Source organism: Streptococcus rupicaprae, from assembly GCF_040545225.1.
Classification (GTDB): domain Bacteria; phylum Bacillota; class Bacilli; order Lactobacillales; family Streptococcaceae; genus Streptococcus; species Streptococcus rupicaprae.
In genome coordinates, this window is record NZ_JBEPLO010000006.1 from 49,736 (window position 1) to 62,814 (window position 13,079).

A 13,079-nucleotide genomic window follows, 5' to 3' on the forward strand; every position below is an offset into this window, starting at 1 on the left:
TAAAATCGATTTTTTTCCAAACGTTGCAAGGCGAGTTATAGTCACGCTGGTGCTCACTACTTTAGTCACGCTTCGCTCACCGCTCACGCCGTATAGTTTTGATTTCAAAGAGTATCAGTCACAGCCTCACAGCTGTTACTGAGCCTTTAGAGGCTGGGAGTCAGTCCTTACCACTCCATTATATTTGATTTGCTGAGTAAGACGCAGGGGTTGGGAGCAACTCTTGCTGGCTTTGCCAGTTTTAGAATTGCCCCTGCACAGTTCATTAGGTGCTTTAGCACCAATGAACCACTGCTAGTGGGCTCTAATGCGCTGATGTCATCAGCTGAACAGTCCTAACGAACGAGGGAAGTTTTGCTTCCCTGATTTCCAACCTCAAACAGTCACTCCCCTAACTGTTTGAGCTGTTCGGAGGTGGGAGTACAAGCAGCCCGAACCCTAAAAACTTGGGAGGTGAGGGGAAATCGAATTCTATCGAATGACCGATTTCTGTCCGACTCTCTGTTTCTGTCTGAAATGATAATAAGCACCGAGCATACCAGCCACATTTTCATTCTGGGCAAAGACAATGCGGGTCTTGTCTGCGATACTAGATACCAGATGCCGCTTGAGGGCAGCCTTGATGCGCTCTTCTAAAAACTCTCTCTGTGCCATGATCCCACCGCCTAAGACCACTATTTCAGGGTTGGTCACATAGCAGATATTGGCAATGCCCTGCCCTAGATAATCAACCATACGATCGATAGCCGCCAGACAAACGTCATTGCCGCTCTTGGCCTCGTCAAAAATGCGCAAGCCACTCCAGTTAGACACTGGCTCATCCACTTGTTTCGCCACTTCGGTTACTAGAGCTGTTGTCGAAGCCAAATCTTGGAAAGCACCATCTGGCAGATGGATATAGCCCACTTCACAGGCAGAATTGCTAAAGCCATGAAACACCTTGCCATCCAGAAGTAGGCTACCGCCGATGCCTGTACCGATGGTCAAGCATACCGCAACGGAAGCTCCTCTAGTTGCTCCAACCTGACTTTCTGCCAAACCAGCACAGTTGACATCATTTTCCGCCTCACAAGGTAGGCCGAATTCAAGTTCAATAGTCGCCTTAAAATTTGTTCCAGCATAATTTGGAATTTGTGGTCCAGCATAAAAAATTTCTCCTTTATCTGGATCAATCATGCCTGCCGAGGAAATCCCTACACCAATCAGCTCATGTTCAGCCTGATAGGTCCCAACAATCTGCCCTACCTTGTCCAAAATCGCCGGTCCCCCCAGATGAGCCTCGGTGTCAATCTTGTAGTCTTCCAAAATCGTTCCCGTCTCGTCAATTAGACCATACTTTATCTGTGTTCCCCCAATGTCAATCGCCACATATTTTGACATAGATCCTCCTTTGCCATGTCATAAACAAGACGGAAAGTCTATTGCCGACCCTCCGCCCCATTTTTACTATCTTAGCAAAACTTTTCTTTGGCTTCCCGAATCAATTCGGCTGCTTTAGCTACCAAGTTCTTGTCTTCTTCAGCAATAGGTGCCAAAGGTGAGCGAACTGAACCAAGATCTAGATTCTCATTAATTTTAAGAACAGCCTTAATCACGGCATACATGCTACCGCGACCGACCACCAAGTGACCAATGATGTCATTGATAGCATATTGCAATTCTTTAGCTCTTTCTAGCTCACCTGTCGCAATCAGCTTGTCTAATGTCAAGAACAATTCAGGCATGGCACCATAGGTTCCACCAATACCGCCTGCCGCACCCATCAAGCGACCACCCAGAAATTGCTCATCTGGTCCATTGAATACCAGTTGCTTGCCTTGACCAAGACTATTAAAAATTTCAATATCTTGAACTAGCATAGACGAATTTTTTACCCCGATGACACGAGGGTTCTTGAGCATTTCACGGTAGAGGCTCGGTGTCAAAGCCACGCCAGCCAGCTGTGGAATGTTATAGATGATGAAATCCGTATTTGGTGCTGCGTCACTAATCGCATTCCAGTAAGCCGCAATCGCATGTTCAGGCAAACGGAAATAAATTGGAGGAATCGCTGCAATAGCATCAACACCCAATTCTTCTGAGTGCTTAGCTAATTCAATCGAATCCTTGGTATTATTACAGGCCACATGGTTAATGATCGTTAATTTACCCTTGGCTACTGCCATGACGTTTTCCAAAACCAACTTCCGATCAGCGACACTCTGATAGATGCATTCTCCTGACGAACCATTGACATAAAGGCCCTTAACACCCTTATCAATAAAGTACTGAGTCAGGGCACGAACACCCTCTGGGCTAATCTCACCAGCCTCGTCATAGGCTGCGTAAAAGGCAGGAATAATGCCGTGGTATTTACTCAAATCTGACATATACATCTCCTTTATTTGGCTACCCAGTGCGTTTCACTAATCTGCACCAGATCTTTGACACGACCATCTCCATCGTAAAATTCCGAATAGCGATTCTGGTATTCCACTTCTGCCGTTTCACGACGAGCTTTCAGGGCCTCACGATCAGCCACATTGATTTCAGGAATAGCTGCTAAGAGGCGCTTGGTGTAAATATGTTGCGGGTTATTGAAAATATCCTCCCGAGTGCCAATTTCTACAAACCGTCCCTTATGAATCACATAGATAAAGTCACAGAGGTATTTGACCACCCCCAAATCATGGGAAATAAACAAATAACTTAAGTTTTTAGCCCTCTGGATTTCTATCAAGTAGTTCAAAACCTGTGCCTGAACCGATAAGTCAAGAGCTGAAACAGGTTCATCCAAAATCAATATTTCAGGTGACAAACACAAGGCACGAGCAATGGCCAAGCGTTGACGCTGTCCTCCTGAAAACTCATGCGGATACCGGTAGAGATACTCTTCCGGTAGGTTAACCAAGGACAAAGCGTGCTTCATGACTTCCAAACGCTCAGACTTATTCCCCATCTTATGAACGGTCAAGGCCTCATCAATAGAATCATAGATAATCTTTGATGGATTAAAGGACGAATAAGGATCCTGAAAAACCATCTGAATCTTCTTCCGAAAGTGTAGATCATCCTCACCTTTAAGATCAAAGATATTACGAAACTCCCCATGATGCTCTACCTTAATCTCGCCACTTGTAATATCATGCAACTTCATCAGGGATTTAGCCAAGGTGGACTTGCCACAACCAGACTCACCTACGATACCGATTGTCATGCCTTTCTTCAGTTCAAAAGTCACATCATCAAGAGCCTTCACCCCAATACTATCAGCCTTAAAGAGGCGACGTTTAGGCTTATAGACCTTATTAACATGTTCCACGGATAGGACCGTCTCGCCAAATGTCTTTTCTGGCAAATCTAGACGGTCATCAAAGTCTTGAAAGTCAAAATTTTGGTAGCATGTGCAACGAACAAAATGGCTATCTGAAATCTGGTGTAACTGTGGGTCGGTCTCATGCGCATCCTCAGCTATCCATGGAATACGATTAGCAAAGCGACAGCCCTTCTCTGGCAAGGTCGCAATTGGCGGTACCATGCCTTGAATAACATAGAGGCGTTTATCCAAATCCCCATCAGGAATAGACTTCATCAATGAACGTGTATAGGGATGCTTAGGGTTTGAAAAAATAGCTTCAACAGGAGCATACTCGACAATCTCCCCAGCGTACATGACAATAACATCATCAGCCATCTGAGCCACAACACCCAAATCATGCGTGATAAGGATAATCGATGTCTCGCGCTCCCGTTTCAAGTCACTGAGCAAATCCAAAATTTGTGCCTGAATGGTCACATCAAGAGCCGTTGTCGGCTCATCGGCAATCAGAACTTCAGGGTCACAAATCATAGCAATCGCAATGACAATCCTCTGACGTTGCCCACCTGAAAATTGATGGGGATAATCATCAAACCGTTTATCAGCTTGCGGAATCCCTAAACGGTTCATCAAATCAACTGCCTTGGCACGAGCATCCGCCTTAGAGACCTTATAATGTTCAGTCAGAGCTTCCGTAATCTGACTCCCAATAGAATAGACAGGGTTTAGAGCCGTCAACGGATCTTGAAAAATCATGGCAATCTTATCCGCCCGAAGACTACGGAATTTCTTACCATACTGCTCCAGCTTTTGCAGCTCTGTCACTGTGTCATCTGTATATAACTTGATCGAACCTTCCTTAATCTCGCCATTTTTAGGCAAGAGGTTGATGATGGTGTTAGCCAGCATGGACTTGCCACAGCCTGACTCTCCCACGATACCTAGCACACGACCTTTCTGGATGTTGTAGCTAATATCTTTCAGGACACTAAATTCTGTCTTCTTCTTTGGATTTTTGATAACCGTTCTAACCTGATCCAGTTCAATAATATTATTTACCATAATTCCTCCCTACTGTTGCTTAGCATCCATGGCATCCCGTAGACCATCCCCAATAAAGTTAGTGGATAAGGTAAATAGGGAGATGACCATGCCAGGAATCAACCAGACCCACCAAGAATTTTGGATAATATTGATGGATTTTGCCGAGTTGATAATATTGCCCCAGGTTGGTGTTCCAGTCGGTACCCCAAGTCCTAAGAAACTCAAACTTGCCTCTGTAAGAATAAATGCTGCCACGTTCATAGAGAAGGATACAACCACCGGAGAAAGAGTATTGGGCAATAGGTCTCCAAAGATAATTCGCCAATCACTAAATCCAAATGAACGTGACGCCTCGACGTAAACTTCTTCCTTGAGAGACATAAAACGGTTCCTTACCATACGAAAGGTGGTCATCCAACCACGAATTGATAAGACCAAGATAATATTCCCCACGCTTGGACCGAGAATGGCAGATAAAACCAAGATCATAATCATATTCGGTAAAGTCAATAAAATTTCAGAAAGTCGTACCAGAATAGTATCCACTTTGCCACCGAAATAACCGGCCAGAGCTCCAAAAATGATACCAATCGCTCCTGAAATCACAGAAGAAACAATACCAACAGCAATGGAGACCCTACCACCATAAAGTATACGAGCAAAGATATCCCGCCCCAGCTCGTCAGTTCCAAAGAGATGATTCATGGATGGCGCCTGTAAAAAAGAATCATAATCAATCCCCCCAGGATCATAACTGGTAAAGATAGGCGCAAAAATAGACATGATAGTGATGGTTGAAAAAACAATCAAGCCAAACAAAGCCAGTCTATTATTGACAAAACGTTTCAAGTTACGTTTCCATAATTTTTCAGTGTAATTTTCTGCCATGACTAACCTCCCTAATCATCTAAGCGAATCCGAGGATCGAGGTAGGCAGACACTACATCGACCAATAAACTTGATAGCAGGATAGCTACAGATACCATCAAGGTAGTCACCATAATAACAGGGTAGTCACCAGAGTTTACTCCATTGACGATGACACGACCAATACCAGGCCAAGAAAAGACAGCTTCCAAGGTTACTGCTCCCGAAATCAAAGATGGCAAACGAAAAATCAAAAGAATTAATACTGGTAAGAGAGAATTTCTTAAAATGTGCTTGGTATAAACCTTCCACTCTGGAATCCCTTTAGCTCGAGCAGTCTTGACATAGTCTGAATTAAAAACATCCAACATCGAGTTACGAGTGTAACGCATCACAGCTGGTGTCAGACCGATAGACATGGTTAAAGCTGGTAAAAAGAGGTGCATGAGGTGAGAATAATTGTTTGAAATCCGCCCACCAATTGGGAACCATTTGAGTTCAATCGCAAAGACATAAATCAAAATAATCCCGAAAAAGAAGGTCGGTAAGGAAGTTCCTAAAACAGCAAAGAAACGGGTCGCGTTATCGATGAAACCATTTTGTTTAACCGCTGTTATAATCCCTAAACCAATTCCCAATACTGTTGAAATCAACATGGATACCAGAGCCAACTCAAAGGTAGAGGGCAAAGAAGCTGCAATTATAGTCTTCAAATCACCACCATTAACCAAAGAGTAACCTAATTCTCCTCTTAGCAGATCTCCCAACCAGCGAAAGTAACGTACCAAAAAGGGGTCATTAAGCCCTAAACTCTCTCGTAAAGCCTCAATATTATCAGCATTGTTAGCAGCCAAATCAGGGGATACTAGATATTTTATGGGATCCATCGGAGTCAATTCCAAGGAGAAGAAAATCAAAAAACTGATTATCAACAGCATTGGAATCATCTGTAACACTTTTTTAAGAATAAACTTATGCATACGAGTTCCTTTCAAACAGACTAGAATGAGCAAAGGTCAGCACTCCTTAACAGCCGTTTCGATGTGCTGACCTCCTGTTAATCACTCTTACTTAATGTACCATTCTTCAAAACGAAGGTCATAGTAGTAATATGGGTTAGAGAATTTCATGTCTTCTGGCAATTGCACTTTATCGGTATTGATAAAGAGGTAAGCTGGAGACGTAAACAACGGCAACTTATGCAATTTCTCTTGTTCCAATTTTTGCAATTCTGATAAAATTTTAGCTCTTTCTTTTTCATCAGATGTTGTAATCAATTGATCAAGCAACTCATCAAAGCTATCATCATTGTTAAAGAGTGGTGTCAAGCTAGTGCTCTTAGACGAGTACTCACCATACCAACTTTCATAAGAGAAGGTTGAGAAGCCTTTAAGGGCAATATCGTAGTCTTTGGTTTGTGTCAAGGCAGTTGTTGGGTCAGAAGTAATCTGAACAGTCTCCACCGTGATACCTAACTCTTTCAATTGCTGAGCTACAGCTTCAATAAAGTTGATAGTTGTTTGGTCTGTATGATAGTAAGTAATCTTGAAGGTTCTTGAGAAGTCAAAATTAGCTTCGTTAAGCAACTTCTTAGCTTTCTCTGGGTCAAAGGTGTAGGTTTCCAATGATTTCTCATATTCTGGGAATTGAGATGGTACACCCGCTTGGTTGACCGTCATGTGACCACGGAAGATGGAGTTCGCCAATTTCTCACGATCAATACCGTACATCAATGCTTGACGCACCTTCACATCATCAACCAATGAGTTCCCCTCACCCTTGTGACCTGACAGGTTAGTGATAAAGTAACGGTAGAAGAGAATATCCACATCAAATCCTGTGATACCAGGCGTGTTGCTCAACTGCTCATAATCATCAATCTTGTTGGTGTAGAGGTAGTAAGACTGACCATCTTTCATAGCCAAGAGTGAATCGTTGATAAAAGTGCTGACAACACGGTCAATTTTTGGCTTGGTTCCTTCATAGTGTTCATTGCGTTCCAACTCAATGTAGTTACCAGCTGAAATTTCTTTGACCTTGTACATCCCGCTTGACACAGGGTTCTTCCAAAAGTCACTGTTGTGGATTTCAAGGACATTTTCATCTTTCAACTTGTGTTCTGGAATGATGTCAAGTTGTCCCAAAACCTTAGCAAAAAGACCAACTTTTTCTGTCAATTTGATGGTAACGATATCCCCATCAATGGTAATCCCTGATACGTGGTCAGCCTTACCTTCCTTGAATTCAGTAGCTCCTTCAATTTTCGAGAAGTTTTCTGGAAAAATACCGTTAACCAAAGTAGCTTTCAGTACTGTTTCGATACTGAAACGCACATCCTCTGCTGTCAAATCGTCACCATCAGACCACTTGAGGGCATCTTTCATATCAAAGGTGTAGGTCAATTCATCATCAGACACTTTCCACTCATCGACCAGTTGTGGTTCAAGTTTGTCATTGGATGGATTGTACTTAATCAGTGGACGATAGAGAAGGTAGTTCATCATGGTACCACTGCCCTGACCTGCAGCATGTGGTATAGCATCATTTGCACCATCAGCCAAGGGTTGACTTAGGTAGAAAACTTGTTCTGTCGCTGGGTTTGTGGCTTCCGTTGATGACTTATCATCTTGTTTAGACTTGTTACTACCACAAGCAACTAATGTTAAAACAGCAGTTGCTGCTAAAACTGTGCCACAAAGAGTTTTGAATGGTTTATTCATTATGTTTTCCTCCATTTTGGATTGTATCTACAAATTTTTTAGTGATAAGTTGTGGACGTGTAATGATAGAGCCCACCACTACACTGTGAACACCGAGTTCAATAACTCTACGAGCTTTTTCTGGTGTATCAATATTCCCTTCAGCAATCATCGGATGAGTGATTTGTGCTAAAGTTTCACGAATAATGGCAAAGTCATCATCTTCAATTTTAAGACCTTTACTTTGCTTAGTATAACCAACTAAGGTCGGGGCAACATAGTCAAAACCTAATTTGTCTGCATATACCATTTCTTCAACAGTAGAGCAGTCAGCCATTAAGAGTTGATTTGGATATTTCTCTCTAATTTTGTTATAGAACTCATCAAGAGTTTCTCCACCAACACGTTTAGAAAAAGTAGCATCAACGGCGATAATTTCAGGTTGTGCTTCCATGAGTTCATCAACTTCTGTCATTGTAGAGGTGATAAACGCATCTGCTTCTTCATAGCGTCGTTTAATGATACCAATAACAGGTAAATCAACTTGAGATTTAATTTCTTTAATATCCGCAACACTATTTGCTCTAATCCCAGCAGCACCTCCTTGCATAGCAGCTACTGCCATTCTTCCCATGATAAAGGAGCTATGCAAGGGCTCATTCTCTAAGGCCTGACATGACACCACTAACTTTCCTTTTATTTGATCCATTTAAGACCTCCTTATTTATTCTATGTTATCGTAAGATTGGAATTTTTTCCAGTCGGCATAATACTGTTTAGTTGACAATATTATCGAACCAAACTGGTGTAAATCTAATGGTTTCCCATCAAAATCACTTAGTTGCAAGTCCAATTCCTTAGCAAAAAGGAAGAACGGGGCAAAATCCCAAGGAGCAATTCTTGGAGAAATGAAAGCTCCAAACTGGCCAGTTGCAACCCTCGCACCATCAATCCCTAGAGAACCACCAAAACGAACATCGAATGATTCTTTTGCAAGCAAGATATATTCATCTCTGCCGTGTTCGATAAATTTCCTAATAAATATTGAAGCAAGCGAATCGTTCATACCCTTATTTTTAACAGACCTTATTTGTTTACCGTTAACGAAGAACCCTTGACCCTCAACAGACCAATAAAGAATATCACGCTCAACATCATAGATGTATGATAATTTTGGTTCTAAATGTTCAAAATAAGCCAGCATAATAGCATAATCTGTATGCTGCTTGACAAAATTACTTGTTCCGTCGATGGGGTCAATAATCCAAAGTGATGGAACGTTGAAATCTGTAACAGTCTCCTTGCTCTCCTCGCCAAATACTAATGTATCAGGCATGAGGTCTAACAAGGCTGTTTTGAGCAATTCTTGAACTTCTTTATCTACATTGGTAACTAGATCACGATGATTCTTCTTCTCTTCAATTTGAGCCATAGCAATGGTGCTTTCTCTTACGCCACGACCAATATCTAAGATAATTCGGCGAAGTTGTTCATCAATTTGTTTTAAATCTACCATCTGACCTCCTAAAGTTCAAAGGACATACCATCATAAGCTGGAATAATACCATACGGTGCACCTGATTTAATCAGGTCATCATGCATCTCATACCAGCTATGAACAAAGTGAGTTCCATAAATACGAACACCATCACGACCGACTACTCTTATTTCTTCTAATGTCTGAGCAATTTCAGGATAACCCATATGCTCTTTATAAGGACATGGAACTTTCCCACTTGTTGCGTCAAATATATAAACATCAAGGGGATGATCAGTCAGATAATCCTTCGTTTCTTCTGGTAGTAAACCTGTATCTGTACCATAAAGCATAGATTTACCATCTGAAACAATTTCATAAATGTAGGCATCTTCATTCGGACCTGCATGATTGGCTAGAAGAGCTGTAAATGTCAAATTCCCAACTTGGAAACTCTCGAACGGTTGAATTGTTATGAGAGTCATCACTTCTGCAATTTTCTCTAAGCTACGCTTCCTAAAGATTGTCATATAGTCTCTAATTTGACTAATCACTGTTTCATTCCCATAAATTCTTATAGGCAAATTAGGATTTTCAACACCCATTGGCTCAAACAGGTTGAATAATTCTTTTTCGTAAAGATGGTCAACATGCGAGTGAGTAAAGACAATATCCGTTACAGACGGTAAATCTACCAAATCTGTAAAGTTTGCTGTATATAAATCAGGACCAAAATCTAATAAAATATGGTCATCAATAACAGCTGAGGCACGCCGACGAAGGTTTTTCCCACCTAGTTGTTTGGCTTTTCTACATCCCTCGCAACCACAAAAGGTAGCTGGATATCCTTCCGACGCCCCTGTCCCAATAAAACGAAACTTCATAGATGACTCCTTTATTATGATTATAAAATAATCAAAAATTTGAGAATAAACTTTATATGATATAATAGAATTAGTAGTATATAAGAGGTATCTCTATGTCAGAAAAAATTCAAACTGCTGATTTGGTTAACAGAAAAGATAATTCCCAAGTCAAGTTTAAACATTACACAGATATTCCAACACCTGACGATCGACTCAATGTCGTTCAAAGTGGTTGTCGCTTCAAAGCTAACCCTGGCTATCAGACTAAAGTTAACATATACGACCACTATATTATCCACTATCTTACTTCTGGTAAAGGTATCTATGTCATAGACGGGCAAACCTATCCTGTTCAGCAAGGAGATTTATTTCTTATCCCGCCCTACAAATTCACCTATTACATCGCTGACGAAATTGATCCTTACACCTACTACTGGGTTGGTTTTGATGGTTTAGATGCTTTAAATTTACTTAATCTAACCGATTTCATCAACCAACCTGTCGTGAGTGACAGAGGAATAAACCTTACTCCTCATTTCAAATCCTTGTATGAACTTGAGGGCAATCCCATCTCCTTAAAATATGGGTTGATGGGACATCTCTACACGATCTTATCAAAATTGATGCACTCGGGTAAAAAGAATGAACCAAAACAAAATCGTTACTATATCGAATCACTTGAGTATATTACGACGCACTATGGTAATCCCGATTTAAGCGTTCAAGAGGTTGCAAACCATGTTGGCCTCACACGCTCTCATCTTCATCGGATATTTCATAAGGCCATCAATAACTCAATCAGCTACAGTATATTAAGTGTTCGGCTGAGTAAAGCTGTCTCCCTCCTATCCAATTCTCAACTATCAATCAAAGAAATTGCTTATCAGACAGGTTTTGAATCTCCTGCTTACTTCTCTAAGCAATTCAAACGGCAGTTCAAGTGCACACCGTCAGAATATCGTCATTCTTTAGGTTAATCACTTTTTGTAACCACTTACATTTGTTATTTTACTGTTATTAGACTAGTAAATAAATAGTTTTAGGTTGCAATTGCTATCACATATGTTGTATTTCCTATTTTTCTAACCGAGGACTAAACCCTATCAGTAGCACTGAAACATTTTTATCCAATAAATTTCTATAAGTAAAAGCAATCTCAATGGTCGATGAAAACCATGTAAGTGATGCCTTAGGTTGGCAAATCTCTTAAATTCTATTCCAATGTAACTTATAGAAACGAGGTAAGAATCATAACCACAGTAACTATTAGATTAAACCAAGAGGAAGAGTAATTTTTTAAAAGCTATACTCAAATAACCGAACAAAACCTTTCCAGTTTATTCAAAAAAACTTGGATCGCCATATTAACAATGAATATGACTCAAAGAGCTATCATCAAGCTTTTACAGACTATAGAAAGACTCCAAAAACCATTAGCCATGCTGATTTTAAAAAGAAATTAGGCTTATAATATGTACCAGATGGAATATTCTAAAAAGGTTCAAAAGCAAATCAAGAAATTAGATAAGCAAATTCAACGCTTACTGTTTACTTGGATTGATAAACACCTAGACGGAACGGATAATCCATGAACTCATGGTAAAGGTTTCACAGCTAATCATGCTAACGATTGGCGTTATCGTATTGGTGACTATAGACTCATCTGTGATCTTCAAGATGATAAGATGGTTATTTTGGCACTTGAGTTTGGACACAGAAGAGATGGTTATTAAATAGCAACTAGTCCCTTGTAGAGCACACGTCCTTGCCTGCTGAATCCATAAATCAAGCCTAAACTATACCCCAATTAATTAATCATATCCAGAAAATCCTATTTTTATCGATACAATACTTTCGAAAACACAAACACCTGACATTAGACAATCAAAAATCTAATGTCAGGTGTTTATGATATAAATAACTATTTTATTTTTGATTAAAATCTCATGTTTATCAGCTGATTTCTTGTTTAGATTTTCAATATTAGACCATCGTAGGCTGGGATAATACCGTACTGCTTCCCTTGTTCAATCAACTCATCATGCAGACCACAAAATCCATGAACAAAGTGTGTACCAAAGATTGGGATATCTGAATGCGATGGCATACCAATAGCTTCGAGAGTTTGAGCTATTTCACGAAAACTCATGTGACTATCGTAAGGGCTAAGGTAGCTACCTGTTGTTGCATCGAAGACATAAAGATTTTGCGGATGTTGCTGAAGATAAGCTACTGTTTCTGCTGGTAACAAGCCTGTGTCTGTTCCATAGAGCATAGATTTATCTCCAGAAAAAATTTCATAAATATAGGCATTCTCATTGGGTCCTGCATGATTCGCTAACAAGGCAGTAAAAGTCAAGTGGGCTACCTTAAAACTTTCAAAAGGTTGAACGATGATTAGGGTCATCACTTCAGAAAATTGGTCAAAACACCTTCTCTGAGATACCATATAGTTTTTAATCTGAGCTATTACAGTCTCATTTCCATATATTTTGATAGGAAGATTAGGATTATGGAGACTCATGGGCTCAAAAAGATTGACCAGTTCCCGCTCGTAGAAATGATCAGTATGAGAATGGGTCAAGACAATATCTGTAATTGATAGCAAATCAACGATTCCGGATAAATATGCTGTATAAGTATCTGGACCAAAATCAATTAGCACTTGCCCATCAACCACAGCAGACGAGCGGCGACGAAGATTTTTACCACCTTCTCGCTTAGCAGATTGACATTCCTGACAAGCACAAAATGGTGCTGGAAATCCCTCGGAAGCAGCTGTGCCAACAAAACAAATCTCCATTTTTTCTCCTTAGTGGCAAACTCTT

General features: G+C 40.6%; 11 protein-coding genes and 1 pseudogene. 2 read left to right on the forward strand and 10 right to left on the reverse strand.

The window, feature by feature from the left end; translation table 11 throughout:
• Nucleotides 1-471: 471 nt before the first annotated feature.
• From ABID29_RS03730 to ABID29_RS03770, 9 genes are all read right to left on the reverse strand, one after another.
• On the reverse strand, nt 472-1,380 hold the full coding sequence (locus ABID29_RS03730) for an ROK family protein (protein WP_354364502.1): 909 nt from the start codon (nt 1,378-1,380) through the stop codon (nt 472-474).
• 71 nt (nt 1,381-1,451) lie between these two features.
• A complete protein-coding gene (locus ABID29_RS03735) occupies nt 1,452-2,369 on the reverse strand; it encodes a dihydrodipicolinate synthase family protein (RefSeq protein ID WP_354364504.1) in 918 nt (305 codons plus the stop codon).
• 11 nt (nt 2,370-2,380) lie between these two features.
• Nucleotides 2,381-4,360 carry an ABC transporter ATP-binding protein gene (locus ABID29_RS03740; RefSeq protein WP_354364505.1) on the reverse strand — a complete coding sequence of 660 codons (1,980 nt, stop codon included), beginning with the start codon at nt 4,358-4,360 and terminating at the stop codon, nt 2,381-2,383.
• A gap of 9 nt (nt 4,361-4,369) precedes the next feature.
• A complete protein-coding gene (locus ABID29_RS03745) occupies nt 4,370-5,230 on the reverse strand; it encodes an ABC transporter permease (protein WP_354364507.1) in 861 nt (286 codons plus the stop codon).
• An 11-nt stretch (nt 5,231-5,241) separates the two neighbouring features.
• A complete protein-coding gene (locus ABID29_RS03750) occupies nt 5,242-6,189 on the reverse strand; it encodes an ABC transporter permease (protein WP_354364509.1) in 948 nt (315 codons plus the stop codon).
• An 87-nt stretch (nt 6,190-6,276) separates the two neighbouring features.
• Complete coding sequence (locus ABID29_RS03755) at nt 6,277-7,929, reverse strand: ABC transporter substrate-binding protein (protein WP_354364510.1); 1,653 nt, start codon at nt 7,927-7,929, stop codon at nt 6,277-6,279.
• Nucleotides 7,922-8,617 (reverse strand): N-acetylmannosamine-6-phosphate 2-epimerase, encoded by a 696-nt coding sequence (locus ABID29_RS03760; RefSeq protein ID WP_354364511.1) that lies wholly within the window; start codon nt 8,615-8,617, stop codon nt 7,922-7,924. Before ABID29_RS03760 ends, ABID29_RS03755 begins: the two co-directional genes overlap by 8 nt.
• Nucleotides 8,618-8,632: 15 nt before the next feature.
• The gene (locus tag ABID29_RS03765; RefSeq protein ID WP_354364512.1) at nt 8,633-9,424 is read right to left on the reverse strand and encodes an inositol monophosphatase family protein; all 792 of its coding nucleotides are present in this window, start codon (nt 9,422-9,424) and stop codon (nt 8,633-8,635) included.
• An 8-nt stretch (nt 9,425-9,432) separates the two neighbouring features.
• The gene (locus ABID29_RS03770; RefSeq protein WP_354364513.1) at nt 9,433-10,269 is read right to left on the reverse strand and encodes an MBL fold metallo-hydrolase; all 837 of its coding nucleotides are present in this window, start codon (nt 10,267-10,269) and stop codon (nt 9,433-9,435) included.
• Between the two features lie 95 nt (nt 10,270-10,364).
• Between ABID29_RS03770 and ABID29_RS03775 the strand changes: the two genes are divergently transcribed.
• Together ABID29_RS03775 and ABID29_RS03785 are read left to right on the forward strand one after the other, a co-directional pair.
• Complete coding sequence (locus ABID29_RS03775) at nt 10,365-11,228, forward strand: AraC family transcriptional regulator (protein WP_354364514.1); 864 nt, start codon at nt 10,365-10,367, stop codon at nt 11,226-11,228.
• A 495-nt stretch (nt 11,229-11,723) separates the two neighbouring features.
• A pseudogene (locus ABID29_RS03785) lies at nt 11,724-11,984 on the forward strand (type II toxin-antitoxin system RelE family toxin).
• A 236-nt stretch (nt 11,985-12,220) separates the two neighbouring features.
• Here ABID29_RS03785 and ABID29_RS03790 read toward each other — a convergent pair.
• The gene (locus ABID29_RS03790) at nt 12,221-13,054 is read right to left on the reverse strand and encodes an MBL fold metallo-hydrolase (protein ID WP_354364516.1); all 834 of its coding nucleotides are present in this window, start codon (nt 13,052-13,054) and stop codon (nt 12,221-12,223) included.
• Nucleotides 13,055-13,079 lie beyond the last annotated feature (25 nt).